This is a genomic window from Antiquaquibacter oligotrophicus (assembly GCF_020535405.1).
GTDB lineage: Bacteria > Actinomycetota > Actinomycetes > Actinomycetales > Microbacteriaceae > Rhodoglobus > Rhodoglobus oligotrophicus.
Window position 1 is genome coordinate 1,161,420 of record NZ_CP085036.1, and the last position, 26,618, is coordinate 1,188,037.

At 66.9% G+C, this 26,618-nt stretch carries 28 protein-coding genes and 1 tRNA gene; 10 read left to right on the forward strand and 19 right to left on the reverse strand.

Features of this window, described 5'->3' with window-relative positions; all coding sequences use genetic code 11:
• Positions 1–44: 44 nt before the first annotated feature.
• Positions 45–1,049 (reverse strand): hypothetical protein, encoded by a 1,005-nt coding sequence (locus LH407_RS05740; RefSeq protein ID WP_322132251.1) that lies wholly within the window; start codon positions 1,047–1,049, stop codon positions 45–47.
• A gap of 130 nt (positions 1,050–1,179) precedes the next feature.
• Between LH407_RS05740 and LH407_RS05745 the strand changes: the two genes are divergently transcribed.
• Together LH407_RS05745 and LH407_RS05750 are read left to right on the forward strand one after the other, a co-directional pair.
• Positions 1,180–2,298: a PQQ-dependent sugar dehydrogenase gene (locus tag LH407_RS05745; RefSeq protein ID WP_322132250.1), complete on the forward strand. Its 1,119-nt coding sequence runs from the start codon at positions 1,180–1,182 to the stop codon at positions 2,296–2,298.
• A 74-nt stretch (positions 2,299–2,372) separates the two neighbouring features.
• On the forward strand, positions 2,373–2,822 hold the full coding sequence (locus LH407_RS05750) for a SprT-like domain-containing protein (protein ID WP_322132249.1): 450 nt from the start codon (positions 2,373–2,375) through the stop codon (positions 2,820–2,822).
• A 3-nt stretch (positions 2,823–2,825) separates the two neighbouring features.
• Here LH407_RS05750 and LH407_RS05755 read toward each other — a convergent pair whose 3' ends face one another.
• Positions 2,826–3,128 carry a DUF427 domain-containing protein gene (locus LH407_RS05755; protein ID WP_322132248.1) on the reverse strand — a complete coding sequence of 101 codons (303 nt, stop codon included), beginning with the start codon at positions 3,126–3,128 and terminating at the stop codon, positions 2,826–2,828.
• An 83-nt stretch (positions 3,129–3,211) separates the two neighbouring features.
• Between LH407_RS05755 and LH407_RS05760 the strand changes: the two genes are divergently transcribed.
• From LH407_RS05760 to LH407_RS05770, 3 genes are all read left to right on the forward strand, one after another.
• The gene (locus tag LH407_RS05760) at positions 3,212–3,676 is read left to right on the forward strand and encodes a hypothetical protein (protein WP_322132247.1); all 465 of its coding nucleotides are present in this window, start codon (positions 3,212–3,214) and stop codon (positions 3,674–3,676) included.
• 176 nt (positions 3,677–3,852) lie between these two features.
• On the forward strand, positions 3,853–5,463 hold the full coding sequence (locus LH407_RS05765; RefSeq protein ID WP_322132246.1) for a DEAD/DEAH box helicase: 1,611 nt from the start codon (positions 3,853–3,855) through the stop codon (positions 5,461–5,463).
• 42 nt (positions 5,464–5,505) lie between these two features.
• Positions 5,506–6,111, forward strand: a complete 606-nt coding sequence (locus LH407_RS05770) for a CGNR zinc finger domain-containing protein (protein ID WP_322132245.1) — start codon at positions 5,506–5,508, stop codon at positions 6,109–6,111.
• Between the two features lie 147 nt (positions 6,112–6,258).
• Here LH407_RS05770 and LH407_RS05775 read toward each other — a convergent pair whose 3' ends face one another.
• A complete protein-coding gene (locus LH407_RS05775; RefSeq protein WP_322132244.1) occupies positions 6,259–6,786 on the reverse strand; it encodes a 2-phosphosulfolactate phosphatase in 528 nt (175 codons plus the stop codon).
• A gap of 105 nt (positions 6,787–6,891) precedes the next feature.
• Complete coding sequence (locus tag LH407_RS05780) at positions 6,892–7,431, reverse strand: NUDIX hydrolase family protein (protein WP_322132243.1); 540 nt, start codon at positions 7,429–7,431, stop codon at positions 6,892–6,894.
• A 31-nt stretch (positions 7,432–7,462) separates the two neighbouring features.
• On the opposite strand from LH407_RS05780, the gene LH407_RS05785 reads away from it, so the two are divergent.
• The gene (locus LH407_RS05785) at positions 7,463–8,086 is read left to right on the forward strand and encodes an alpha/beta hydrolase (RefSeq protein ID WP_322132242.1); all 624 of its coding nucleotides are present in this window, start codon (positions 7,463–7,465) and stop codon (positions 8,084–8,086) included.
• Here the strand turns inward: LH407_RS05785 and LH407_RS05790 are convergent.
• The gene (locus LH407_RS05790; RefSeq protein ID WP_322132241.1) at positions 8,083–11,865 is read right to left on the reverse strand and encodes a lamin tail domain-containing protein; all 3,783 of its coding nucleotides are present in this window, start codon (positions 11,863–11,865) and stop codon (positions 8,083–8,085) included. The genes LH407_RS05785 and LH407_RS05790 overlap by 4 nt on opposite strands.
• A 128-nt stretch (positions 11,866–11,993) precedes the next feature.
• Between LH407_RS05790 and LH407_RS05795 the strand changes: the two genes are divergently transcribed.
• Positions 11,994–12,563 (forward strand): GIY-YIG nuclease family protein, encoded by a 570-nt coding sequence (locus LH407_RS05795; protein ID WP_322132240.1) that lies wholly within the window; start codon positions 11,994–11,996, stop codon positions 12,561–12,563.
• A 10-nt stretch (positions 12,564–12,573) separates the two neighbouring features.
• Positions 12,574–13,761, forward strand: coding sequence for an acyltransferase family protein (locus tag LH407_RS05800; RefSeq protein WP_322132239.1), 1,188 nt, complete (start codon positions 12,574–12,576; stop codon positions 13,759–13,761).
• Between the two features lie 6 nt (positions 13,762–13,767).
• On the opposite strand, the gene LH407_RS05805 is transcribed toward LH407_RS05800, so the two are convergent.
• The 11 genes from LH407_RS05805 to LH407_RS05855 form a co-directional block, all read right to left on the reverse strand.
• Entirely contained in the window at positions 13,768–14,430 is a 663-nt protein-coding gene (locus LH407_RS05805; RefSeq protein ID WP_322132238.1) for an NADPH-dependent F420 reductase, read from the reverse strand.
• A 59-nt stretch (positions 14,431–14,489) separates the two neighbouring features.
• The gene (locus LH407_RS05810; protein ID WP_322132237.1) at positions 14,490–14,660 is read right to left on the reverse strand and encodes a CsbD family protein; all 171 of its coding nucleotides are present in this window, start codon (positions 14,658–14,660) and stop codon (positions 14,490–14,492) included.
• A 122-nt stretch (positions 14,661–14,782) separates the two neighbouring features.
• Positions 14,783–16,003, reverse strand: coding sequence for a Dyp-type peroxidase (locus LH407_RS05815; RefSeq protein ID WP_322132236.1), 1,221 nt, complete (start codon positions 16,001–16,003; stop codon positions 14,783–14,785).
• Positions 16,003–16,539 (reverse strand): copper chaperone PCu(A)C, encoded by a 537-nt coding sequence (locus LH407_RS05820; protein ID WP_322132235.1) that lies wholly within the window; start codon positions 16,537–16,539, stop codon positions 16,003–16,005. Before LH407_RS05820 ends, LH407_RS05815 begins: the two co-directional genes overlap by 1 nt.
• Positions 16,536–17,159 carry a copper resistance CopC family protein gene (locus LH407_RS05825; protein ID WP_322132234.1) on the reverse strand — a complete coding sequence of 208 codons (624 nt, stop codon included), beginning with the start codon at positions 17,157–17,159 and terminating at the stop codon, positions 16,536–16,538. The genes LH407_RS05820 and LH407_RS05825 overlap by 4 nt, the downstream gene beginning before the upstream one ends.
• Positions 17,160–17,265: 106 nt before the next feature.
• Complete coding sequence (locus LH407_RS05830; protein WP_322132233.1) at positions 17,266–17,847, reverse strand: hypothetical protein; 582 nt, start codon at positions 17,845–17,847, stop codon at positions 17,266–17,268.
• Between the two features lie 83 nt (positions 17,848–17,930).
• Positions 17,931–19,235 (reverse strand): ABC transporter permease, encoded by a 1,305-nt coding sequence (locus LH407_RS05835; RefSeq protein ID WP_322132232.1) that lies wholly within the window; start codon positions 19,233–19,235, stop codon positions 17,931–17,933.
• Complete coding sequence (locus tag LH407_RS05840; RefSeq protein WP_322132231.1) at positions 19,232–19,927, reverse strand: ABC transporter ATP-binding protein; 696 nt, start codon at positions 19,925–19,927, stop codon at positions 19,232–19,234. The genes LH407_RS05835 and LH407_RS05840 overlap by 4 nt, the downstream gene beginning before the upstream one ends.
• A 168-nt stretch (positions 19,928–20,095) precedes the next feature.
• On the reverse strand, positions 20,096–21,025 hold the full coding sequence (locus LH407_RS05845) for a YncE family protein (RefSeq protein ID WP_322132230.1): 930 nt from the start codon (positions 21,023–21,025) through the stop codon (positions 20,096–20,098).
• A 192-nt stretch (positions 21,026–21,217) separates the two neighbouring features.
• Positions 21,218–21,670 carry a hypothetical protein gene (locus tag LH407_RS05850; protein WP_322135036.1) on the reverse strand — a complete coding sequence of 151 codons (453 nt, stop codon included), beginning with the start codon at positions 21,668–21,670 and terminating at the stop codon, positions 21,218–21,220.
• Positions 21,671–22,177: 507 nt separating this feature from the next.
• Positions 22,178–22,267, reverse strand: a tRNA-Ser gene (locus tag LH407_RS05855).
• 90 nt (positions 22,268–22,357) lie between these two features.
• Here LH407_RS05855 and LH407_RS05860 point away from each other — a divergent pair.
• Together LH407_RS05860 and radA are read left to right on the forward strand one after the other, a co-directional pair.
• Complete coding sequence (locus tag LH407_RS05860) at positions 22,358–22,651, forward strand: rhodanese-like domain-containing protein (protein ID WP_322132228.1); 294 nt, start codon at positions 22,358–22,360, stop codon at positions 22,649–22,651.
• 51 nt (positions 22,652–22,702) lie between these two features.
• Positions 22,703–24,043, forward strand: a complete 1,341-nt coding sequence (radA, locus tag LH407_RS05865) for a DNA repair protein RadA (RefSeq protein ID WP_322132227.1) — start codon at positions 22,703–22,705, stop codon at positions 24,041–24,043.
• Between the two features lie 18 nt (positions 24,044–24,061).
• On the opposite strand, the gene LH407_RS05870 is transcribed toward radA, so the two are convergent.
• The 3 genes from LH407_RS05870 to LH407_RS05880 all read right to left on the reverse strand — a co-directional run bounded on the left by LH407_RS05870 (position 24,062) and on the right by LH407_RS05880 (position 26,573).
• The gene (locus LH407_RS05870; protein ID WP_322132226.1) at positions 24,062–24,727 is read right to left on the reverse strand and encodes a DedA family protein; all 666 of its coding nucleotides are present in this window, start codon (positions 24,725–24,727) and stop codon (positions 24,062–24,064) included.
• A 61-nt stretch (positions 24,728–24,788) separates the two neighbouring features.
• Complete coding sequence (locus LH407_RS05875; protein WP_322132225.1) at positions 24,789–25,901, reverse strand: DUF2510 domain-containing protein; 1,113 nt, start codon at positions 25,899–25,901, stop codon at positions 24,789–24,791.
• A gap of 120 nt (positions 25,902–26,021) precedes the next feature.
• Positions 26,022–26,573 carry a TetR/AcrR family transcriptional regulator gene (locus LH407_RS05880; protein ID WP_322132224.1) on the reverse strand — a complete coding sequence of 184 codons (552 nt, stop codon included), beginning with the start codon at positions 26,571–26,573 and terminating at the stop codon, positions 26,022–26,024.
• Positions 26,574–26,618: the final 45 nt, after the last annotated feature.

Sequence of the window (26,618 nt, forward strand, 5' to 3'; positions counted from 1 at the left end):
CGCCCGGCAGAGCCGAGCGGGTTCTTCGTCACGAACTGAGCTGGTTAGCGCTGCACCGCCGAGCGGCGGACTCGGATGACCGACAGCACCACGGCGCCTCCCAGCAGGAGCGCTGCGCCGATCGCGACGAGCGGAGCCTGATCGAGACCCGTCGCGGCGAGCACGGGCACCTCGGGTTCGACAGCGACACCCCACACGGTGATCGGGTTGATGTCTGCGTCAACGACAACACCGTCGACCGAGAACGGCTCCAGGAAGGGGTTGAGGCCGGTCGTGAGGTCGAGTGTGGCCAGAGCGGACAGGATTTCGGGAGCCTCGCTGTCACCCTCGAAGACCCACGACGTGACCCAGAGCTGGCCGTCCCGGTCGAAATCGGCACCGAAGACGGGGTTGTCGAGGTCAACGACGAACGTTGCTCCCGCGTCCTCCGACAGGGTGTAGACCGACGAGGTGAGCACGTCGGAGAAGTCGTACGAGAACGCGTACAGGACACCGGTCACGGGGTGGACCGCGATCGCTTCAATGTCCAGGTAGTCCTCGCCGGCGAGTTCGATGACCGGCGTGAGGTAACCGGTCTCGGGGTCGACGGGGCCAACGTAGGTCGCGTCGAAATTCTCGGCCTCGAGGTAACACGCCGCGTAGATCACGCCACCCGTGAAGTCGAGCGCAGAGCAGGTGTCCGCCTCTTCTACGACGTCGCCGTAGTCGAAGTAGACCCGGATGTCGTTGCTGAGCGTGCCCGTGTTGGCATCGGCGTTATAGAGGTAGGCGCCGCCTTCCGCATAGTCGGCGATCGCGTACCCGTAGCCATCGTCGTTCACGTCGACGGCGTTGATGAAGTCATCCTCGTAGGGCGTCTGGGTGCCGAAGGGAGTGAGCGCGGCAGTGGCGGGGTTGGCGTCGTAGTACTGCCACTCGAACGAGTCGATGACGGAGATCACCTGTCCCGACGGGAGGGTAGCGGCGCTGGCGGGTGCGGCGGCAAAAAGCGTGAGGGCTGCGATCGACCCGACGGCAATCGCGGCGGTGAGCGAGCGGGATGCGGACATAGCTGTATCTCCTCGGTATGGCTGGAACTGCCTCACCTTATTGTTTGCTGTGAATTTGTGTCCAGACTTGCGCGCAAACTCGTGTACCCCGTTTGGGTCACTTTTCGGTTACGCGTGCTGAGATGGGGCTATGCCTCGTCTGCTCGCCGCGCTCAGCCTCGCATCCGCCGCGATCGTTCTCGCAGGATGCACGGGCACCCCGGAGCCGATGCCGCTACCCACACGCAGCGCGATCGAGACTCCCACCCCCACGGCGACGCCAGAACCCGAATTGCCCGGCCCCGTGCATCCGTCGGGTGTGACCACCATCGCGACGGGCCTCTCGGCGCCGTGGTCGATCCTACGACTCGAGAGCGGTTCGACCCTCGTCAGCGAACGCGATCGTGGCGTCGTGCGCGAAGTGACCAGTGACGGGCAGGTGCGTGATGTCGGTGCGGTGCCCGGGGTTGTGCCCGGCGGCGAGGGCGGCCTCCTCGGGCTGGAGTTCATTGACGGCAACCTGTACACGTTCTTCACGAGCGCGAGCGACAACCGGATCGTTCGATTCGAGTTGAACGGAGCACCGGGAAGTTACGCACTCGGTGCCGGCACGGACATCCTTACTGCGCTACCCAAGGCGGGCACCCACAACGGCGGACGCATCAAGCTCGGGCCCGACGGCATGCTCTACGCGACGGCGGGTGACGCGTCGGTTCCCGACAACGCTCAGGACCCGAACAGCCTCGGCGGCAAGATCCTGCGCATGACACCGGATGGCGCGGTGCCGGACGACAACCCCTTCCCCGGGTCGTACGTCTACTCCCTCGGCCACCGCAACCCGCAAGGAATCGCGTGGGACGGAGACGGTCAACTATGGGCGGCGGAGTTAGGCCAGAACACGTGGGATGAACTCAACCTCATCGAACCCGGCGGCAACTACGGATGGCCGATCGTCGAAGGCCAGACCGAGGACGCCCGGTTCAGGAACCCGGTGAGCCAGTGGAGCCCGGCCGATGCGAGCCCGAGCGGACTCGCGTGGACACGCGACACGTTTTTCCTCGCTGCCCTCCGCGGGGAGCGGCTGTGGACGATCATCACCGATCGCGGCGAAGTGATGCCGTGGTTCGCGGGAGAATTCGGTCGCATTCGTGACGTGGTGCCCGGGCCGGACGGCACTGTGTGGATGATCACGAACAACACCGCAGGTAAGGGCACGCCGCGAGACGGAGACGACAAGCTCGTGCAGGTGCTCCTCGAGCCCGTGGCGTGACGGGTTTCCGCCGCAGTTCCCACTGATCACGGGCGTGAACAGATCGTGTCGCCGACCCGGGTTAGCCTCATCGGGTGGCTGATCTGAATCGAGTGCGCGTGTGGGCGGATGCCCTCATCACCCTGCACCTCGACGACAGCTGGAGCTTCGGCTTCGACAACGCCAAGACCCGGGCTGGCCTGTGCAACTTCACGAAGAAGCGCATCACGGTTTCGCGATACCTGGCGGCGCGATTCGAGGACGACGACATCCACCAGACCCTCCTCCACGAGGTGGCGCACGCCGTCGCGGGGCCACATGCCGGTCACGGGCCGAAGTGGAAGGCCATCGCCAAGGAGTTGGGCTACGAGGGCGGGCGCCTGCACGATGGGCCGGTTGCGACGGAGTTCGCGCCATGGGTGGGGACGTGCCCCGCGGGCCACGTCATCCATCGCTACCGCCGGCCGACCCGGCCGATGGCGTGCGGTCGCTGCTCGCGTCGCTACGACCCGGCCCACGCGATCAGCTGGGTGAAGCGGGGGTAGGCGCTACTCGACGACCTGGACTTCCTTCCAGAAGGCCACATAGTTGGAGAAGTCCTTGCCGACACGATCGAACGCGCTCGGGTACGGAGTGGGGTAGCTCCAGGCGCGGTCCTGCAGGAGCGTGTCGCCGTCCTTCACCGAGAAGTACTGGCACTCGCCCTTCCACGGGCACGTGTACGGCGTCGCGCTCTCGACGAGCAGCTCGCTGTTCACGCTCGACGGCGGGAAGTACCAGTTGCCCTCGATCGAGATGAGCTCGTCCTTCGGTGCCTCGGCGATAACGGTGTCGCCCAGTACTGCCTTCATGGTGTTCCTCCTGTGATCGGATGCTCTGCCAAACGCTACTCGCGCTCGCTGCATTCCTTCCCAGGTCCGGGCACACTGAGATCATGCGCGTATTGCTGAAGTTCACACTCGACTGCACGCCGGACGCCGCGTGGCGAGCGCTGCGTGACCCGAAGGTCGTCGGACAGGTGGACGGTCCGATTGCCGCCCCCACATCGCTCGAGCCTGGCGGATTTCCCGACGAGTGGACTACCGAACCGCATCGTGTCGCCGTGAAGGCGTTTGGCCTCATCCCGATCGGCGAGCAGGAGATACGGCTGAGCTTCAGCGAGCGCGCGGGCGCACGGATCGTGCAAGACACCGGCCGACCACTCAGCGGGGCCCTCGCCACCGTGACGAGCTGGCGGCACACCATGGCCGTCTCGCCGCGGGGCGATGGACGCACGCTCTATCGCGATCGCCTCGAGTTCGGCGCAGGACTCCTCACGCCCGCCGTGTGGCCGGTGTTGTGGGCGCTGTGGCAGTGGCGCGGGGCACAGCTAAAGCGGCTCGCCCCGACCTGGGAGTAGCGACACTGCTAAGCTGTTGTTACTTGCGAAGCACCGATTGCTTCCCTGCGTCGTAGAACGCTTACTCTTCTCGCCCGGTCGTCATCGACCTTGTGACAGGGCTCGTAGAAACTTTCACGGCGACTCTGTGCCGAGCACACGCCCGGCATCGCCCATCACAATCCCGAAGGACCCCTGTGTCATCCACCACTTTCGGCGCGCTCGGCGTGCCCGCTCCGCTCGTCGCCGTGCTCGAAGCATCCGGCAAGACGGAGCCGTTCCCCATTCAGCAGGACACCCTGCCCGACACCCTCGCCGGGCGCGACGTGCTCGGCCGCGGAAAGACCGGCTCGGGCAAAACCCTGGCGTTCGCGATCCCCATGGTCGCGCGGCTCGCCGCATCCGGTCGGCAGGGGCGCAAGCCCCGCGGCCTCATCCTCGCCCCGACTCGGGAGCTCGCGACCCAGATCTCCGCGACACTCGAGCCCCTCGCATCCGCTGGCGGTCTCACCATCACGACGATCTTCGGTGGCGTCTCCCAGCAGCGTCAGGTCGCCGCCCTCAAGGCCGGCGTCGACATCGTTGTGGCCTGCCCCGGCCGACTCGAGGACCTCATGCAGCAGGGTTTCGCCCACCTCGACCAGGTCGAGATCACCGTGCTCGACGAGGCGGACCACATGGCTGACCTCGGCTTCCTGCCGGGCGTCACGCGAATCATGAACGCCACCCCGTCGACCGGTCAGCGCCTGCTCTTCAGCGCAACCCTCGACAACGGCGTTGACAAGCTCGTGGCGCGCTTCCTGCGCAACCAGGTGCTGCACTCCGTCGACGAAGCGACATCGCACGTCGCCGCGATGACCCACCACCTGTTCGAGGTGGCGGATGCCGACGCCAAGCGCGACGTCGTCGAAGCACTCGCCTCTGGCACCGGCCGTCGCATCCTGTTCATGCGCACCAAGCACCACGCCAAGCGCCTCGCGAAGCAGCTCACGGCGGCGGGCATCCCGTCTGTCGACCTGCACGGCAACCTGTCCCAGCCGCAGCGCGACCGCAACCTTGCCGCGTTCTCGGACGGTTCGGCCCGAGTTCTCGTGGCGACGGATGTCGCGGCCCGCGGCGTTCACGTCGACGGCGTCGAGCTCGTGGTTCACGTCGACCCGCCGGCCGAACACAAGGCGTACCTGCACCGCAGCGGACGCACCGCGCGTGCCGGGTCTGAGGGCGACGTCGTAACGGTCATGCTGCCGACGCAGCGCGGCGACACCCTCGCGCTCCTACGCAAGGCCGCCATCAAGGTCGCGCCGCAGTCGGTGACGGCTGGTTCGGAGCCCGTCGTGTCGCTCGTGGGCGAAGTCGCCCCGCGTGTTACCCCCGCACCCGTGTCGACTCCGGCCCGCGGTCGCTCGCAGGGCGGAACCTCTCAGGGCGCCAACGCGCAGCGCAAGCGTGCTGCCCGCGATGCCCGTGGCCAGGGCGACAGCGCCGGCGGAGGGTCGCGCGGGTCGCGGTCACGTCGCGGCGGTGCCGCGGGTGCGGCCGGTGCTGGTCGTGCCGGCGGAGCTGCTCAGGCCGGCGGGGCCCGCGGTGCGGGTCGGGCTGGCGGTGCTGGCGCAGCGCAGGAATCCCGCGGGCGTGCAGCGGCGTCGCACGGAACGCGCGGCCAAGGCGGTGCCAGTTCTGCTGCGCCTCAGCGCACGGCTGCAGCCCCGTCCGGGTCGCGGCCGCGTGGCGGCAAAGGTCGCGCGCAGGCACCGGCAGGGGGCATCCGGGTCGGCTCGGTAGTCCGCCCCAACGTGCGCGGTCGCTGACTCTCTGTCTCACGCGGCGGGGTAACCTGCCAGAATGGTTACGTGTTGTACCCGACGACCGTGAGACCAACGGGCCAGTGGCTCGAGCAAACAGACGGACCCCGCTGGTGGTTCGACTCGGGCGCCCTGCCGCTCGACTTCGCCTACACCGGCCCCATGCCCGATCAATCGAACCGCGAGTACCTCGCCACCCCTGAAGACCTCGCGGAGTGGCTCGAACCGCGCTTCGACGAGGTCGACGGCTCGGTGAGCGAAGGCGACCTGCGGGATGCCCGCGCCCTCCGCGAGGCGATCGCGCGGGCCGCGGTTGCCGCGAGCGGGGGCGCTGGCCCTGACGCGGCTGACGTGGATGTGATCAACCTCTACGCTGCCATCCCCGACATTCCCCCGGTTTTGGAGGGGGGCGGTCGCCGCGCCGGACGCAGTACGGCCCGCACCGCGCAGGCGTTGAGTGTGATTGCGCGCGCTGCGGTTCAGCTCTTCTCCCCCGAGGAGCGCGAGCGCATCAGGGCGTGCGCGGCCGATGACTGCGGTGTGATCTTCTACGACGAGTCGCGTTCCAACAACCGGCGGTGGTGCTCCATGGCGCGGTGCGGTAACCGCGCGAAGGTTCGGGAGTATCGCGAGCGCCGAGCGAAGCAGGCCTGAGCCCGGGCATCCGGTCGCCCTCCCTCATCCCAAATACAGGACTTCCGCGCCTTTCGGCCCCGAGTTCGGCATGAGTGCGGCGAGGAGGAGGAGATCTCCTGCATTTGGGATCATGACGCGGCAGCAGGGGCAGCGCGGCGGGGCACCTCAGCCCTCGCGGAGCACCTCGAACTCGGGCGCGGCAGAGGCAGCGCGCGCGGCATCCAGGGCTTCCGGGCCTTCCGTCGCCAGGAGCAGCTGTCCTGCGACCGACGCCGAGAGCACGTGGCTGCCCGCGTTTTTGAGCGCGAGGAACGCGCCAGCCGCAGCCGCGGCCTCGGGTGATGTGTAGTCGATGCCGAGCTCGCCGAGGGCGTCGATGACGGCGCCGGCCGCGACGAGATCCTCCACCGCGAACGCCCCACCGCGGCCGCCAGCGGCAACGACTGCCACGAACGCGCGGTCGCCGAGCGATGCCTGGCGGTCCAGAATCCATTGCGCAACGGCAGCGCGCGACCCAATCGAACCGGAAACGATGGCGGCGGTGCCGCCGAGGGCACCAATGCCGGGAGTCGCGCCCTCGGGAAGGGCATCCACCCACACGACAACGTGCGCACCTTCGGCGATGGCGCTGCCGCTTTCGATGCCGAAGGCGAAGCGAACCTGGTACCGGGACTGCGATTCGGGAAGACTCACGCTTCGAGCGTAACCGGTGGCCGGTCAATGAAAAGGGCCGAGGCGCGCCATTGCACCCCGGCCCTTCCCTCGAATGTCATGGACGATCATTCGAGGCTTGGCAAACTACGGGAGGACCCCCACGGATGCGAGTGCTGCACGCAGCAGCGCACCACGGCCACCTTCCATATCGGCGGTGACCGCTTCGGATGCGGCTTCGGCGGGGCGGAGCCACGTCAGTTCTAGGGCGTCCTGTCTAGGCTCGCACGTCCCGGTGACGGGCACAACAAAAGCGAGCGCGACGGCGTGCTGTCGGGTGTCCATGTACTGGCTGTTGCCGGGCCACGGGAAGTATTCGGCCACCTGGAACGGCACGGGGCTCGCCGGCAGGAGCGGGAAGGCCATCGGCCCGAGGTCCTTCTCGAGGTGGCGGAACAGGGCGTCCCGCAACGTCTCGCCGTACATCACACGGCCCGAGACGAGCGTGCGCGTGATTTCGCCGTTCGACGCACGAAGGAGGGTGCCCACTTCGGTGACACGACCGAGTCCGTCGACACGCACAGGAATGGCCTCGACGTAGAGCAAGGGGAGCCGACGACGCGTTTCGGCGAGCTCCTCTTCGGAGAGCCAACCGGAGTTCGGGTCGGGCGTACCTACGGAGCTCATGCTCCATTGTTGCGCACGTAGGGTGGTGCACATGAACCTCGACACGTCCGCGGTGCTCTGGTCGGCTCCCGAGCGGGAGCGTGCGGGCCGCGACCTGCTGGTGCTCCTGCACGGCTACGGATCGCACGAGGGCGACCTGTTCTCGCTGTCGCCCGCACTTCCGCTGGGTGCTGTTGTGGCATCCGTTCGTGCGCCGCTGCGCGAGAGTGGCGGGTTCGCGTGGTGGTCGCTCGAAGGAGCCACGCCCGGCGCCCCGGACCCCGTCGCGGTGGACGAGGCCACGGATGCCGTGCTCGCGTGGCTGGACACCCTCGAGTACCGCAGCGTGAGCATCCTCGGGTTCTCGCAGGGCGGGGCGATGACGCTCCAGCTGCTGCGTCACGCGCCTACGCGGTTCGCCGCCGCCGTGTGCCTCTCCGGGTTCGTCGCGACGGCATCACACCCCGGCGACACGGAACTTGCCCGTGTGAAGCCTCGCGTGTTCTGGGGTCGCGGCACCACCGACGAGGTGATCCCGGATGCCGCGATCGCTCGCACCGCGGAGTGGCTGCCCGCGCACGCCACAGCCGACGTGCACGTCTACGAGGGGCTGGGACACTCCATCTCCACCGAGGAACTCACCGACTTCGCGCGCTTCCTGGCCCCCCAGCGTTAGTTCGCGGACACGCGGCGCGTGGCGAGGGCCACCACACCGAGGAGCAGGAGCACTGCCGCAACCGGTGCGATGGGCGGCAGCGTCGACCCGGTCGACGCGAGGACTGCCGCGGTCACCTGGATGCCGTACCAGCCGATGACGTCGCCGTTCTCGTCCGTGACCGCGAGGCGATGGGCCCCCACGGTCGCGTCAAGGGGGATCGCCACGCTGATGACACCCGACTCCGAGACGGTGCGTGTTCCAAGGTGCGTCGGCTCGGAGAACAACCAGCCGTCGACGGTCTCACCCGCCCACGACTGACCCACGGTGACAACGATCGCGCTGCCCTGAACCGCGCTCTTCGGGCCGGAAATGCCGCCCTGGGTTTCTGGCGTGAGGTCGGACTCGCTCGGGGCAGCCGGTCCGGACGGATCCGTGGGATCGGTCGGGTCGACGGGGTCGACGTCGCTCACACAATCGAGTGTCGCCTCGCGAAGCGCGTAACCCGCAGTTTCGGCATCGTCCGCGTAGAAGACGGGCTTCGCGTTGTCGATGCAGAGCTCCTGGGGCGCGATCGCGAAACCCTCGTTGGCGATGCTGTCGAGCATCCCTTCAGGGTTCTCGTAGACGTTCGAGATCTGGAACTTTCCGTCGAAGGCGCCGTCCTGCGCGATCTCGAGCGTGACCGTTTTGCCCTGGCACGCCTCGTCGCACACCGCCCACAGGAGGCCCGTCGAGGCGTCGAAGGTAACCTCGGCCGCGATCGTGAGGCCCGGGTCAATGGTCGCGATGAGGGTCGCCTCTCCCGTGGTCTCGAGTGCGACCGCGTAGACATCACCCGTGGCCTCGACGGCCACGAAGAACAGACCGCTGCCGTGTGCGGGGTAGTCGGCGGGGTTGTAGGCGAGGCCCGTGGACTCGTCGATCATGCCGCGGCTTGTGAGGAAGGCATCCGGAACCCACGTCACACCCTCGAGACCGGTGTTGTTGCCCATGGGCGGAAGGATGCCCGTGAGGTTCCACTCGTGGGTTGCCGTGAGCGTCGAGCCCGGGTCTGACACGTCGAAGCGAAGCACCGACGGGCGGCTCACACCGCTGGCCGCGCCATTGCGCTCCGTCGCGACGTAGATGCCGTCGACCGACCCGGCTGCCGCGAAACCGACACCCTCGGCATCCGGTTGCCCCGTGCCGTCGGGGTAGCGCAACGCCTTGCCCGCGGCCCAGTCGCTGGCGGCCGGCACCCATGCGGTGCCGTTCCACTGCAGCTTGAAGAGGGTGCCGCTGCCGTTGTTGACGGCCCACAGAGTGCCGCGCGTCTCGGTTCCCGTGCCTTCGTACGCGAGGCCGCTCATGTCCTGACCGAAGAAGTTCTGCTCGCTCACGACGGTGACGTCCGGGCCGCCCGGCCATGGCGACGACGGCACGATGCCCGCGCAATCGTTGAGAGCCCCGCGCGTCGGCGACGCCGACGTCTCGAAGAGGCCGGTTCCATCGGGGCACCGCGCGTAGGACGTCGCGGCGTGCTCCGTCCAGCTGTAGGCGTCGAGCAGCACGGATGCGGCGTCGTAGAGCCGCGCGGAGTCGGCTCCACCCAGCCCGAACGCGGGCTCGGTGTCTACCACGTAGTACGCGCCGGCGGCGAGGGTTGTCCCCGCGGGGATCGTCACCGCGTGCGTGTCGTCGTTGTCCTTGACGATCCACCCGGAGATGTCGACCGCCGCATCACCCGCGTTGACGAGCTCGACCCAGTCGCCCGGGGTTCCGCCGCTCGACTCGACCTCGTTGATACGCACGGGCGAGCAGTCGTTGGGGGCTCCCTTGGTGGAGGAGAACGTCTGGATGAACTCACCGGTGCCGTCGGGGCACAGACCGAACGTTGTCGGAGAGTGGTCCGGGCCCCAGATCCGCTCGTCGACGAGGGTCGTGTTGTCGGGGAGGTAGAGGCGCACACGGTCGTTGTTGCCGAGGCCGAAACCACCGGGCACGTCCACGACGGCGACGGCGAAGCCGAGCGGCTCGATCGTGGTGCCAGCGGGGATCACGAACGTGTGGTCGTCCTCGCTGTCGTGGATGATCCACGCCGACAGGTCGACCGCGGTGTCCCCCGTGTTGTAGAACTCGACCCAGTCGGCGGGAGTGCCGCCACTGGACTCGACCTCGTTGATGACGATGTTGTCGAACCCGGCCGGTGCCGGGCAGTCGTTTGGTGCGCCCTTGGTCGCGGCATCCGTGTCCACGAAGTCTCCGGAACCGTTCGGGCACCGCCCGAAGGTCTCGTCCGCGTGCGCGGTCCAGGAGTAGCTGTCGATGAGGGTTGTGCCGTCCGCCGTCATGAGTCGTGCACTGTCGGCACCACCGAGGCCCGTGACGTCAACGGCGAGGTAGCCGCCGGGTGCGATGACGGATGCCGCGGGCACCGTGATCGTGTTGCCCTCGCCGCTGTCCTTCAGCAGCAGGCCGCTGGCATCCACCGGGATCGACGCCGTGTTGTAGAGCTCCACCCAGTCCGTGGTGTCGCCGTTCGACTCGATCTCGTTGATGACGAGCGCCTCGGCCGGGTCCACGGCGCACGCGTTGAGCGCACCCCTGGTCGCCTCGGCGGTGAGCACGATGTCACCCTCACCGTCGGGGCAGCGACCCCACGTTCCGGGTGCGGTCGGATGCGACGGGTACGAGATCTCGTCGACGACGGTCACACCGTCCGCGAGGTACAGGTGGAACTCGTCGCCGTTACCGAGGCCGAAGCTGAAATGCGTGTCCTGCTCGAGCACGAGGAACCCGTTTGCCGGCACAACGGCGGCTGCCGGGAGCACCGACGTGGTGCCGTTGTCCGCCACAACCCAGCCGGAGAGGTCCATTGGGGTGTCGCCGGAGTTGTAGAGCTCGACCCAGTCGGCTGCGACCGGGTCATCCGACTGCAGTTCGTTGATGGAGATCTCGTCAGCGCCCTCGGGAAGCGCGCAGTCGTTGGAGGCTGCCTTCGTCGGCTCGACCGTGAGCGCGAAATCACCCGAGCCGTCGGGGCATCGGCCGTAGGTCGTCGCAGCGTGTGCCGTCCACGAGTACGAATCGACGAGCACCTCGCCGTCGAACAGACGAGCCGAGTCGTTACCGCCCAGCCCGAATCCGGAGCTGCCGGTCTCGACATCGAACGCGGCGAAGCCACCGGCCGCGATGACGGTGCCCGCGGGGATGGTCCACGCGTGCGAGTCGTCGTTGTCCTTGATCACGAGACCGGAGATGTCGATCTGCACACTCGCGGTGTTGTGCAGTTCCACCCAGTCGCCAGGAGTACCCCCGCTCGACTCGACCTCGTTGATGACGATGTAGTCGGCAGGCTCCGCGTCACACGCGTTGGCCGCACCCTTCGTGGCGACGAGGGTGTCCACAAAAACGCCGCTGCCGTCCGGGCACGCACCCCACGTGACTGCCGCGTGCGACGCGTACGTAAAGCTGTCGATCTCGGTCACGCCGTCCCACACGTGCACCTGATCGCCGTTGCCGAGCCCAAAGCTGCCCGAGCCGACACTCACGTCAACGGCGAGGAATCCGAGCGCGGGGACGATCGAACCGCTCGCAATCGTGAAGGTGCGGCTGGGATTGTCGTCGGTGACCCGAAGACCCGAGGCGTCGATGGCAGCGCCCGTGGGGTTGTAGAGCTCGATCCAGTCGGTCGTGTCGCCGTCCGACTCGACTTCGTTGATCACGAGGTCGGTCGTGGCTGCGGCAGCGGGAGCGCTCACGGCGACGATGGTGGACAGTCCGAGCAGGGCGACAAGGATCGCGGCGATGCGGCGCATGGCGGAAGGGGCCTTTCGTGGGGGACCCCTGCAGTGTGGTGAGGCGCGACGAACGGAACGTGAACCGACGGTGAACGCGAGTCTGTGGTCGCGCCTGCCGTGTCGGCAGTCACACCTAGCCTTGCGGCGTGAGGTGCGCGATCGAGGGCTGCGACGGGATGCCCGAGCCTGGGGCATCCGTTCCCCTCTGCTCTGATCACCTCTTCGCCGCCTACGAGACGGTCTCGCGTGACCACGGAATCACCGACCTCCTGCCCTCGCCGTGCGTGGCGTGCGGTTCCCGACTCGGGGTGCGCTGGCCGAGCGGATGGCTGTGCGCGATCTGCGAATGGCGCCACGGTGAATGGCCGGATGCCGAGAGACCGGATGCTCGTGTCGATGTCGTTTACTACGTGAGGTCGGGCGATCGCATCAAGATCGGCACCTCCGGTAATCCTCGTTCGCGTCTCGCGGCCTTGCGGTTCGACTCGCTCCTCGCCTTCGAGCGCGGTGGTCGCGCGCTCGAGCAGCAACGCCACTGGATGTTCGCCGAACTGCGGTTCGCGGGAAGCGAGTGGTTCCGTGCGGAGGAGCCGCTGCTCACCCACATCGAGTCGATGTCGACCGGCGAAGATGCCTGGAACCAGTACTTCCGGTGGGTGAGTGCGAGGCTGGCTCTCGCTTCCGGGGTGAGCCCATGGGGGTCCGAGCCGGGGTAGCGTAGAACGAGTGTCGGCCTCCGCAAGCCCTCCCGCGTCACGGCTGCACTTTCTCGACGGACTGCGTGGGATTCTCATGTTTTGCGGGATTCCGTACCACGCCGCACTCGCCCTGTCGGGTGGGTGGTGGATCGTCTCGAGCGATACCGACTCTCCCGGAATGCACGTCATCGCTCAGTTCCTCGGCATCTGGCGCATGCCGACGTTTTTCATCATCGCCGGGTTCTTCGCGCTCCTCGTGCTGCGGCGCCGAGGTGCGAACCAGTGGTTCCGGGGCAGGCTTGTTCGGGTCGGCCTGCCGTTGCTCTTCGGGCTCGCGACAGTTGTGCCGGTGCAGTGGTTCATCGCGGGGTTCTACGAATCGGGTTCTCTGACGGGAGCGATGAGCTTCGCCGCCGATCGTCTCGCCACGCCGAGCGGATGGTGGCTGCTCCACCTCTGGTTCCTGCTTGCCCTCCTCGCCTACTCCTTCGTGCTGTGGGTTGTTGCCACGGTCCGCCCGGTCGGGGCGGTCGCGGGCCGCACGATCCGAGCCGCGGGCGACGCCGTGGAGCGGCACCCGATGCTCGCAATCTCCGTGTACATGGTGTTCACCGCGGCCGCGGTCATCGCGGGAAATTGGCTGTGGGATGTGGTTGGCGGTGACCAGTTCGCGGGCGGGTTGATCCCACCCGTCGTCGTGCGCTACGCCCCGCTATTCGTTTTGGGGTGCATCCTGGCGTCGCGACCGCGAGGACTCGCGGTCTTCCTCCAGGTGCCGCTGTGGCTGACCCTCGGCCTCGGCTTCGCGAGCTTCGGTGTGCTCCTGGGCATTCCGTACCTCGAGCTCGGCACGCTCGCACCCGCGGTGGGTGAACTGGCTCTCGCGGTTGGTGCAATCGCGTTCGCGTCAGCCTTGTTCAGGGTCGCCGAGAGAGTGATCCGGCGCCCGAGCTCTGTCGTGGACTGGATCGTCGACTCGTCGCTCGTTGTATACCTGGTCCACCAGCCGGTCATCGCACTCATCGCACCGCCCATCGAGGCGTCAACCCCGTCGACCGCGATCGCGTGGGTGACGATCATCGCACTCACGTCGATCATCTCCATCGCGCTCTACGAGCTCATCAATGCGACCCCCGGAGTGCGTTTCCTCGCAACGGGGATGCGGTCTCGCGGGCGGAGTGTCTTCGGGCTGACCGCGGCAACCCCGCGGCAGTAGGGCCGATCAGACGGCGGTCGCGGTGGCGCGATCGATGGCGTCGCGGATGCCGTCGGCATCCTTCTTCGCACCGAATAGTTCCGCGCCCGGCCCGAGGTGTACACCCTCGTCGAGCCCGCCAACGACTACCGGATCGAAGCCGAGCGCGTCGACGATCGCCGCAGCCTCGGCGACGGCGCTCTCGTCGTCGCCCGCGATGGCGATCGCACTGCGACCGACGGAACCCGACGGCTGCGGCGACTCATCGAGGTCGTGGTAACCGAGGTGGTTGAACGCCTTGACAACGCGCGAGTCCGGCAGCAAGTTTTGCACGAGTCGACTTGTCGACACGGTCGGGTCGCCGAGATCGTCGCGGTGACCGTCGACCTCCCACCAGTAGTTCATGGCGTCGAGCACAACCTTGCCGGCGAGCGCGTCGCGCGGGATGCCCGCGCCCTCGTCGAGCGGGAGGGCCTTGCCGAGCGGCAGAGCGAGAATGACGACGTCGGCCTGCTCGGCGACCTCGGCTGCGGTGAGCGGAATCGCGCCGGGGGCGAGCACGTCGACGATGAGTTCGATACGGTTCCTCGGCCCGGAACCCGCGATGAGTACGCGGTAGCCGGCAGCCACCGCGAGGCGTGCCAGCACGGTTCCGACCTTGCCTGCGCCGAGGATTCCGAGTGTCGTCATGGTCGGGGAAACGAGAAACCGCGCCGGAGTATTCCGGCGCGGTTTCTCGTCACTCGAACTCAGCGGAAGGCGTCCTTGACGTTCTCGCCCGCCTGCTTGAGGTTGGCCTCCGCGCGATCGGCGCGGCCTTCGGCCTCAAGGCGGTCGTTGTCCGTCGCCTTGCCGACGGCCTCCTTCGCCTTGCCCGAGAGGTCCTGTGCGGTGTTCTTGATCTTGTCGTCTGCACCCATGATGATGAGTCCTCTCTCGTCGTTGCCTTCTATCCCACCCGCTCTTGTGTCTCGCGTGAAGGGGGTTGACGATCGCGCGTGGCCGACCTACGCGCGGAGCGACGTCCGGTTCGCTGACAACATCAGCCCAGAAGTGTCTCCCCGATATAGCCACCCTCGCTGCATCCCGGAGGCACGGCGAATACCGCGGAGCCGATGGGAGTCGTCCACTCGTTGAGCAGATCGAGGTCGGCGAGACGCTGCTGGATGGGCACGAACTGCGCGTCGACGTCGGCCTGGAATGACGCAAACAGCAACCCGGATTCCGACACCGATTCGCCGGCGGGGCGTTCGTCGTAGTTGTAGCCGCGACGGAAGATGCGCTGCCGTTCGTCGTCGGGGCGGGAGCGGCGCACGTGCGAGAACTCCGGGATCACCGGGAACCCGATACTGGTCTTGGCCTCGAAGTCCGGCTCGTCGAATTCGTCAGTGCCGGTGAGAGGTGCACCGTTGGCAAGCGTTCGCCCGACGGACTGCTCGCGGCCACCACGATCCAGGCGGTCCCACTTGTCGAGGTCCATCCGGATGCGACGCAGCACGAGACTCGTGCCGCCAGCGAGCCATCCGCGCTCCGCCCACACGATCCGGTCGAACTCCTCGGTGCCCGGTTGTGCATTGGTTGTGCCATCCACCTGACCGAAAAGATTGCGCATGGTGGTGCCGGGTCGCTCGGAACCGTAGGCACGACGGAAGCCCGCCTGGGTCCAGCGCACCGTCGCAAAACTGCGGGTGTCCTTGAGGAGCATGCGTGTGGCGTGCGCGACCGTCAGCGGGTCGTCGGCGGCGATCTGCAACAGAAGGTCGCCATCCGTGAACGCCGGGTCGAGCTTGTCGATGCTGAACGGCGGCAGGGGACGCAGCCAGGTTGGTGCATTACCCCCGGCACGCGACACGAACTCGGGGCCGAACCCGAACGTCACCGTCAGTCGCGCGGGAACAACTGCGAGCTCCGGCTCCGAATCGGCGAGCGCCTTGACACCCTGGGTGAGGCGGGCGGCATCCCCCGTGAGGATGCTCATAAGTCTGCGGAGGGCATCCCGATCCGTCTCCGGAAGCAGATCGAGCGCGATGAACGTGGCATGCGCTTGTGCTGCGTCGGCGATGCCCGCCTGGTGCCTGCCGTAGAACGGCACGATCTCGGCGCCGTTGAGCGCGGCCGCCGCCTCCGGGCTCGATGACCGGTTCAGTACGAGGTCGGCGCCCACCGCCGCGGCGGCGCCGACACCGGCGACAGCTCCCCCGATGAGGAACTGTCGCCGGCTCGGTACGAACCGACCAGAGCTTTTAGCCTGGTCGGCGCTCATTACTGACCCATGTCCATTCCGCCGTCCATCTCCATGCCGTCGCCCTCGTAGTTCTCGTTGGCGCCGGAGTAGTCCTTGACGGGTGCGGTGAACGTGTACTCGGAACCGTCGGCGAAGGTGAGGGTGAACTCGACCTCCTCGCCCGCGGCGAGCGGGCCGGTGAGACCCATGAGCATGATGTGGTTCGCGCCGGGCTCAAGCGGGAAGCTCGAGCCGGCAGGGATGACGAATCCGCCATCCTTCTCCTGCATGACCATCTCGCCGCTGTCGTTCTCCACGGTCTCGTGGAGTTCGATCATCGGGGAAGCTGCCGTGGTCGCGGAGACGATCGTTGCGTCCGCCGAACCGGAGTTCTCGAGGATGCCGAACGCTGCCGACATCCCCTCCTCGGCCGACTTGACCCACGCGTCGGTGATGACAACGCTGTCGGCCTGAGGCGCGGCAGACTCCGGTGCCTCCGACGCGGGAGCGCAGCCCGCGAGCGCGAGGAGAGCTACGGCGACAGCGGCGAGGGTGGACGTGGTCTTGGTGTTCATTGTTGTGCCTTTCGGGACGTGGCCGGCCGGTCGTCAGCGACCGGGCCGGGGCCAGCGGCGGCACGTGCCGACCGCTGGCGGAAGAGAAGGAAAATGAGGAACGCGGAGGCCGCGACAAGGGCCCCCAGCACTCCGAAGAGGATCGTGCGCAGAAGCGACTGATCCTCCCCCGTGTTCTGATCCACGGTGGATGCGACGACCGGCTCCGGTGTGGCCGCCACCGGGCGAGTGAGAGGTTCAGCGTCACCGATCGTGAACGGGATGACCCCGCTGATCGGATGCCCGTCCTCGCCGATCACACGCCAGCGCACCTCGTACCCCGCGACGGGCATGCCCTGGTCGAGCGTCGTGACAACAAACGGCCCATCAACGGTCGACGCAGAACTCACCCAATCGGTGCCATCGGCATCGACAACGAGCACGAGCGCACCGATCTCCATGACATCGGTCGTGAACTCAAGGCGGATCTCGGTGGGAGCCTCGGCGAGGCTCTCACCCTCCGACGGCGAACTCGACACGAGGTCATCGTGGGCGTGCGCTGCCGGCACCCCGACGAGGCAGAGCGCGGCAACGAGTGCTGCCCCGGAGAGGAGCAGACGGGTGGAACGGGGGAAACGCATGGCAGGTCCTCACTGCGCGCTCGAGTGTGCGCACGTGTGCCGATGCGCACGGAGGCGCGCACGGCAGTTCGCTGGCGCGCCAATTCAGGGCGCGCCGGGGAGTGGATCAGACTGCCAGGACTGGTGGGCCGCGCCGGGGTGCGACGGAGGCTGCGTCCAGCAGGGAGCGCGCGATACGCACGTGCCAGTGCATGGGTGCTGCGGGGCGGGGCTCGGATGCCGGAACTACCGCGATCGTGGCGGCACGGAGCATCCGGTGCGTGAGGAGGAGCACGAGCTCGGCGAGCGAACGCAGAACTCGCTCACCGTAGAAGAGCGCAAGCACGGTGACGACGCCCGCGACGAGGTGGCCGATGCTCATGCTGGTGGCGCCGTGCGCGGCGCCAGAGTCGACGACCACACCGTGCCCGTGGTGGGCGTGCAGCACATGCGTCGACGAGCTGCCGAGCACAAACAGGAAGTGGAAGAGCACCTGCGAGACGGCGACCGAGATGCTGAGACGCAGGAGCGAGAGGGCGCGGCCGGCGATGAGGACGCACACGGCGCCCGAGAGAACGAGGGATGCGACGAGCCCGAACGGACCCGGAAAACTTCCCCCACCCGCGACGTGACCGAAGAGCGCAACAAAAGTGGCAAGGGAGGCTGCGGATAGCCCCTTTGCCACGTGCGTCGCCCTGTTGACAGTCACGTGCTCATTCTTACAGGGGATTGCCGTTTTACGCGATGCTCCGCCCGGAGTCCGTGGAACGGCGGTCGGGGCGGAGCGCGCGACTACTCGTACCGCAGCGACTGCACGGGGTCGGCCCTGGCCGCCCGGGCGGCCGGGAGCGTGCCCGCCAGGAACGCGATTCCCATGACGATGAGAATGATCGTGGCAATCGATACCGGATCGAAGGCGATAAGGGTCAGCCCGGGAAGCTCGGCGAGGAGCGACGTGGACAGCGCCGAACTGATCGCCGTGCCCGCAAACATTGCCAGGACGACCCCGATGGCGCTTCCCAGGAACCCGATGAACGCCGCCTCCAAACTGAAGAGAGAGAAGACCCGGCCGCTGCCCATTCCCATCGCCTTCATAAGACCGATCTCCCGCGTGCGCTCCTGAACGGACATGAAGAGGGTGTTGACGATACCGAAGCTCGCCGCGAGTAGAGCAATGATGGCGAACGCGTTGAGCACGAGGACAATGCCGTCGATGACGGTCGTCACGGTTCCGAGTTGGTCGGCAACCGTGGTGCCTGTGAAGCCTGCATCCTCGAGTCGGGCGGTGAGCGCTTCGATGTCCTCCTCAGTGGCCTCGGGATCGAACCACACCGTCGCACTGAGGTAGCGCTCCGCTTGGTCCACAGTGAGGCCGGTGCTCTGTGCGTCGAAGAGTGCATCCGACAACGCGCTGTTGAGGAGGGCGCTCGAGCCCCCGGGCGAGACGAGCGCGTCCTCCGCAACACCGACGATCGTCGCGTCGATGAGGTGCTGGGTGCGCTCGGCGTCGGTGACGGCGATGGTGACGGTGCTGCCGACGGCGTCCGCGTCATCCTCGAAGCCCAGGGGTTCCACGTAGCTGACGGGGATCACCACCTCGGGCTCGCTCGAGGCGTCATTCGGCTCGGCTCCGGTCGCCAGGACAACCGTTTGCGCAGGGACGAGGCTCGAGACTCCGATGACATACTGTGTGCCGCTCACCGCCTCGATGTAGTCGGGGCTGAGGCTGCGGATGGCATCGACGTCGAGCACCCCCTCCACCTGCCGGATCGAGTCGATGTCCTCTGCCGTCATGGCCACAACGGAGCCTCCCGGCATGCCGTTGTTCACGCGGTCCGGGTCGTACTCGCTGGGTCCGGAGCTTGCCGTACCGGGGGCGGTCACGTCTCGCTCTGGAGACTTTTCTACCCGCATCGCATCGGATGCGCCCACGCCACTCACGGTGTCATCGATGTACCGGTTGATGCCCGTGCCGAGACCGCTCGTGAGGGCGAGGGTGAAGGCTCCGATGAAGATGGCGAGCACGGTGAGGATGGTGCGGGTCTTCGAGCGGAACGTGTTCGAGACCGCCGAGGCGATCAGATCTCCGGTTTTCATGCTGCCACCGCCGAGTCCTCGACGATCTCGCCGTCCCGGATGAGGATGCGCCGATCGCAACGAGCGGCGAGTTCCTCGTCGTGTGTAACGACGATGAGGGTGATGCCCTGCTCGCGATTGAGGGCGAAGAGGATGTCTTCCACAACGGCACCCGTCTGCGAGTCGAGGTTGCCGGTCGGCTCGTCGGCGAAGATGACGCGGGGGTTGTTGACGAGAGCGCGAGCGATAACGGTGCGCTGTTTCTGACCGCCTGAGAGGTTGAGAGCACGGTTCTTGGCCTTGTCGCCCAGCTCAAGCTGCTCAAGCGCGGCCTTCGCCCGAGCGCGGCGTTCGGCGCCCCCGAGGCCAGCGATCTTGAGGGGCAACATGACGTTCTCGAGCACCGACTGGTTGCCGGTCAGAAAGAACTGTTGGAACACGAAGCCGAAGGAGCGATTGCGCGTGCGGTTGAGCCTGGCACCCTTGAGGGTGCGAGTGTCGGTGCCCTCGAGAGCAATGGTGCCGGCATCCGGCGCGTCCAGGAGAGCAAGGATGTGCATGAGTGTCGACTTGCCGGAGCCGCTCTTGCCCACGATGGCTACGCTCTCGCCCTGAGCAATATCGAAGCTCACCCCTTTGAGGGCGTCAAAACGATTGGTGCCTCGACCGTACGATTTGCGCACGTCGCGAACCGAGAGAATCGGTGTTGTCATGGGTTCTCCTGGGATGTGTTCGGTGTTGTGCTTCCAGCCTCGTGACGACGTGGACCTCGCGCATCCGCCCGCGGGTGACACTTGCGTACTGCGACGGCAGTACGCCGCCGAGTGCGCCGAAGGTGCCGCTTTGGGCACTCGCATTCCGGGGTTATCGGAAAACTGGGGCTAGGGCGTCGCCGCCCAGCAGAGGCCGTCGGGGTTGCGGCCTACGAGGAAGGTGCGTGTCACCTCGGCGCGAGCGATATCGACCTCGACGACCGCGCCGTCGGCGTCACACGCCGAATACGCGTGCGTTCCGTCGGGGTGGATGATGATCGCCTGAGGCTCGGACGGAACATCCGTCACGTCGATCCTCGACGGGTCGGCGAGATCGATCACGCCGATTCGGGACTCCCACCTCAACGCGACAATGAGCTTCCCACCGTCCGGCGTCACCGCCGTGCCGAAGCCGAGCGCCGGCAGGTCGATCCAGGAGACGTCACCGCTGTCCGTGTCGATCGCGGCGAGACGCGGGTTCCTCTGGTCTGCCGTGTAGACCGTGCGGCCATCCGGCGAGATGGAGATGCGATTGACCTTGTCCGCGACCTCGACAACGGAGACGAGCGCGCGGGTCGCAACGTCGATGATGCTCACCGTGCCCGTATCGACGTTCGCCGAGTAGGCGCGAGCGCCATCGGGAGAGAGCACAAACATGTGCGACTGGGGCCGACCTGTTGGCAGCCTCGCCACGAGTTCACCTGACGCTGGGTCGACGACGGTGATCGACTCGTCCAACTCGGTCCCGACGTACAGCAGGCCGCCCGGCCCGACGGCAGGCAAGTGCGGGCGCGAGGGAATTCCGAGCGGGATTGTCTTCTCTACGCGGAGACCCACGAGGTCGATGACGTCGACGGCGCGACCATCCGTGCCCGGGTCTCCGAGCCACGCGTCACTGTAAATCGGGAGGTAGGCGCGAGTGCCGTCCACCGTGGCCGCTACCTCGTGTGGGGTGTACCCGGACGCGCGGATGCTGCCCACCGTCGTACCGGATGGCAGGTCGATGACCTCGAGCGCTTGGTCGTCCTTGCAGACGACAAGAAGTCTTCCCGCGGGCATCCGTTCACCTCGAGGAAAGGATAGTGGTCGGGCTGGCGGGGTCCTCGATACGTTCCAGGGTGACATCCCACTCCAGTTCGCGCGCTCGCTGGACGAACTCGTCGGCATTGGCGCCAGGGACGAAGAGTTTGGCCCTCGGAGAACAGCAGAGGAAGCGCGACAGCGCAGTAGCGGTGAGGTCGCGAGGCGATGTCACCGCGATTTGCGTTCGCGAAGCAGGGCGCGTACTGCCTCATACTCGTCGCGCGAAATCGCTTTGGACCGGAAAAGGTTCATCAACTCGGCCGAGGACGGTGAGGAAGTTGACGCGCCATCGTAGGCGCTGATGCGTCCAGGCTTCCTGCGCGCAGTCATAGCGGACGCCAAGGCACGAATCATCTCATCAGACGAAAGACGGGCCGCCTCACGCTCGGCGACAATCGAACGAAGTCTGTCGACATCAACGGTGAGTTGCTGGCGCTTCAGGCGACGGGACACTTCAGGCTGAGAAAGGCCAGCAAGCGCTGCAATATCGCGCTGAGTAACGCCTAGCGAGGCGAGCTGCCGGATGCCTCGCTCGATTTCACGAGTTGCCACATCCTGCTGTCGCTTGCTCGTCACCAAGTGTCGAACGACAGCGCCCGCCGAGGGCGCGACTTTGGCCACGCGAGCAGCGATCTCGTCTGTCGAAGTCCGAATCACAGTCACCTGGACACCTCCCCTCGGTTGATACCAAGCGTATCAAACCACGCGGTTTGGATGCACTACGCGGCGTGCAGGCTGACTGCTCTGCGGGGGCCCACGAGTGGCTTCGCGTCCGACCACCACAGCAAAATGCGTACCGGTGGGATTTGACTCCCCTACTGAGCCGCATCCACACTGCGCGGTTCGCCGGAGTGCACGCCATCGCGAAGCGCGCAGTGCGGCTGACTGCTCAGCGGGGGCCCACGAGTGGCTTCGCGTCCTACCAGCTCAGCGAAACACGAAAGGGCCGCCCCGTTCGGGGCGACCCTTTCGTGATTGGCGGTACCGGTGGGATTTGACTCCCTGCCGTGCCGCCAGCCCAACCTACGGTTGGTCTGGACTGCGCGGCCGGGGCCCACGAGTGCGTTCGCGTCCGACCACCACAGCAAAATGCGTAGGGCCCCACCTGACGGCGGGGCCCTACGCATTTGGCGGTACCGGTGGGATTTGAACCCACGGTGCGCTTTCACGCACACAACTTTTCGAGAGTTGCACCTTCGGCCGCTCGGACACGGTACCGCCGACGAGTTTAGCGCAGGATCGCCGAGTGCTGCACCGAGGTCGATTAGCCTCGATGAGGGCGCCCGCCGAATCATCCGAGGAGGACACATGGAGACCATCGACGTCGACGCACTCGCCGCCATTGACGGCGCGACCATCATCGATGTTCGCGAACCGTGGGAGTACGAGGGTGGTCACATCCCGACTGCGGTGAGCATCCCCATGAGTGCGATCGTCGAGCGGGTAGACGAGGTGCCGCGCGACGGCACCGTGTACCTCGTGTGCGAGAGCGGCTACCGCAGCTCTCAAGTCGGCCAATGGCTCGACCAGCAAGGCGTCGACGTGGTGAATGTCGAGGGCGGCACGGCCGCGTGGCGCGCCAGCGGACGGCCGGTCGACTAGCCCTGTGAGTCGTCGCCCGGGCTGTCGGATGCCCGGCCTAGGCTGAGCGGCATGGCCCGCGTCACGTCGAACTTTCGCTGCACAGAGTGCGGGTGGACGAGCATCAAATGGGTTGGCCGCTGCGGCGAATGCCAGCAGTGGGGCACCGTCATCGATCAAGCCGAGCCGGTCGCGCGCGTGACACCTCTGCGCCCCGTGAACGCGGCCCGGTCGATCACCGAGATCGGTGCCGAAAGTGTCGCCCACTGGCCGAGCGGCATCGCCGAGTTCGACCGTGTGCTCGGTGGTGGCGTTGTTCCGGGTGCCGCGATCCTGCTCTCGGGAGAGCCCGGCGTCGGTAAGTCGACTCTCCTGCTCGAGGTTGCCAGTCGCGCCGCTGCGCTCGGCCAGCGTGTGCTCTACGTGAGCGCCGAGGAGTCGGTAAGCCAAGTGCGTCTCCGCGCCGAGCGCACGGGGGCGTTGCATCCGTCGCTCTACCTCGCCGCCGAGACCGACCTCGCGACGATCCTCGGGCAGATCGACCAGGTCTCCCCCGAACTCGTCATCGTCGACAGCGTGCAGACCGTCGCATCCGGACTCACCGAGGGCCTCGCCGGCGGACCAGCCCAAGTGCGCGAAGTCGCGTCGACCCTCATTCGCGTGAGCAAGGACCGCAACCTGCCGATCCTCCTCGTCGGCCACGTCACCAAAGACGGCACCATCGCAGGCCCCCGCCTGCTCGAGCACCTTGTGGACGTGGTGCTGCAGTTCGAGGGCGACCGGCAGACGAGCCTTCGTTTCGTGCGCGCCCACAAGAACCGCTTTGGCCCCACCGACGAGGTCGGATGCTTCGAGATGACAGGCGACGGCATCGCCGAGGTACCTGACCCCTCCGGCCTGTTCCTCTCCCGCGCGCGTGTGCCCACGAGCGGAACGTGCGTGACCATCGCCGTTGAGGGGCGTCGGGCGTTGCCCGTGGAGATCCAGGCACTCATCGTCGAGTCCAAAGCTCCGCAGCCGCGGCGCGTGGTCAACGGGGTCGACTCGTCGCGTGTGGCAATGGTGCTGGCCGTGCTCGAGCGCCGCCTCAAGATGGCCCTCTCTGGGTTCGACGTGTACGTCTCCACTGTTGGCGGCATCAGAGTGGTCGAGCCCGCGGCCGACCTCGCCATCGCATTAGCCATCGCGAGCGCCTTCCGTGACAAAGCATTCGCCGTCACCCAGGCCGCCGTCGGAGAGATCAGCCTCGCGGGCGAAATCCGGCCGGTGGCCCAGGCCGGTCAGCGCGCGACAGAAGCGCGACGACTCGGCTTCAGCACGATGATCGACGCAGAGTCGGCACACATTCGCGAGGCGATGAGGCTCGCCTTCGCGGCATCCGTCGACGAACGGGGCGACATTCCCGAGTTCTGAGTCGTCAGGGCCGAGCCGTCAGCGCTCCTGGGGCGTCGGGTCGTCCTTGTGGCGACGGATGTCACGCACACGAGCGATCACGAACCACGCGATCACCCCCACGATCCCCACGATGACAATCCACTGCAGGATCTCCGCGTACTGCTCCACGATGTGCCACTGCTCGCCCAAGAAGAACCCGGAGAGCACAAAAATGCTGTTCCAGATGAGGCTTCCCGCAAGCGTGTAGAGCCCGAACTTCACCGGGTTCATCCGTGTGATGCCCGCGGGGATGGAAATGAGACTGCGGAAGATCGGCAGCATCCGGCCGAAGAACACCGCGGCACCGCCGTGCTTGTCGAACCACGCGACACTTTTGTCGACGTCACTGCCCCGCACGAGCGGCAGCCATTCGGCGGCGCGACGCAAACGGTCTGCGCCGAGCAACGCACCCAGCGTGTAGAGCAGGAAGGCACCGACCACCGAACCGGCTGTCGTCCAAATGAGCGCCTCAGCGAGAGTGAAGGAGCCGCGGCTGGCCGCGAGACCTGCGAGCGGAAGGATCACCTCACTCGGCAGCGGCGGGAAGATGTTCTCGAGTGCGATCGCAATACCGGCTCCGGGCGGGCCGATGATGTCCATGAGCGAGACCGCCCAATCGGCGAGCATGCTCAGGATGGACGGGGACGTTTCGTCAGTGGCCATGGCCGGTTGGGCTCCTGCTGGTCGGCGGTCGGGATGCTGCGCCCGACGCGATCACGCGGGGCTAATCGACGACGGTGATACCCCAGTCGGTGACCTCCCACGCGATCCAGCCATTGCGGCGCGCGAGTTCGACAACCACCGAATCGGTTCCCCCGTCAAGGGACACCCTCTCACATGTAACAGAGTCTCCGACGAGCACGGGCGGGGCGGGGCAATTCACCTCGAGTTCTGCACCCAGGAGGCCACGGGCATCCGCCTCGACCGACTGCGCAGCCTCGGCGGCAAATGCAGCAGGGAACGCCGCGATGACGAGTCCCGGAACGATGAGGATGCCGGCGAGCACGGAGACAACGGATGCCGCGAACACCGCGAGCGGGGCGAAGCCCTTGCCGGTCTCGCGGTAGGTACGAACCGCACGCGCGACGAGGTATCCGGGTTCCAGCAGGAGCGCCCACCAGGCGCTCGCTGGCCGGGAGTGACCCCAGAGCTGAAGTACAAGACGATCGAATGCGGCGAAGCCGAGCACGATCAGGTACGGGGCGGTCCACACGAGAATGAAGAGCGGGTAGTTGCCACCGAGGCCCGTCAGCAGAAGGACGATGCTCACGACGAGCTGGATGACCGGCATGAGGGCGATGATCCAGACAATCGCCGTGTATGTGCGCATCGCCTTCGGTTCGCGCTGAGGCATGGGGTCATCGGCGAGCGCCGTGAGAACGGACTCCACGGGAACGGCGTTGGCGTGACTCGACGCGCGCCTCGGGCCCGGGGTCACATCGTCCACGGTCTCGGTAAGGGGCGGCTCGAGTTCCTTGAGGGTCATGGCGAGGAGCGGCTGCGCACTCAACTCGTTTCGCCCGGCATCCGCTTCGGACTCGAGGATGGCGTCAGTGTCGAGCGGTTCGGCGAAGCTGCGGTCACGCTCACGGCGCTCGCGTTCGCGCTGCTCACGGCGCGAGGGAAGGTCTTCGTCGGCGTACGCTACGCGCGCGGGAAGGTCGTCATCGGCCCAGCCGAGACGTGTGCTCGTCGCAGTCGCAGGCTGGATGACGATAGGCGCGCGCGCCTCCGAGGTGTGCTCCGTCCACGCCTGGGAGTCCCACCACCGCAACTGCGGAAGCCCCAGTGGATCCGGATACCACCCAGCTGGTACTCCGAAGTCATTCCCATCCACCGGATAACACTAACCTCACAATGTCTTGCGCAGAAAGCCCCGTCTACCAAGGGCGACGCGCCGAATACAGGCAGTTCTCACCGTTTTGCCGGGGAGGGCACCCGAATTGGGGCGCGCAGATCACGTCGGGGGACGCGTCAAGCCGGCCACGAGCGCGTCGACGCCGTACCGGAAAGCGCTCTCGACATCGCCTCCGAGCCGGAACGCGCCAGCCAGTTCCATGCTGATGAAGCCGCTCGCCCAGGCCGTCACGGTGCGGGCGGCATCCAGAACATCCTCCTCGGGCACGAGGGTGCGGCACACCGTGACTATCGGTTCGCTCGCGACCGCAGCGAGTTCCGGCGAGAAGTCGGCGGAGAACGCGAGACGGAAGCCGTGGGGTCGCTCGTGAGCGAAGTCCCGCAGTTGACGCGCGAGTTCGTGAAGGGTCGCCCCGTGAAGCCGCTCCGACAGGTCGACCACGGTCGCATCGGATACGAGCCGCAGAAGTGCGTCCCTGCCGGCGACCCGTTTGTAGAGGGAGGGCGACTTGACCCCGACGCGATCCGCGACGGCCTGCATCGTGAGTCCGTCAGGGCCGGAGACTTCGAGGATGTCGCGGCCGGCAGCGACGATCTCGTGCAGCGTGGTGCGCTCTGGCGTGGGCATCCGTCCTCCAATGGCTATTGACATTAGCTATCATAGCTACGTACATTAGCCATGATAGCCGGAAAGGAC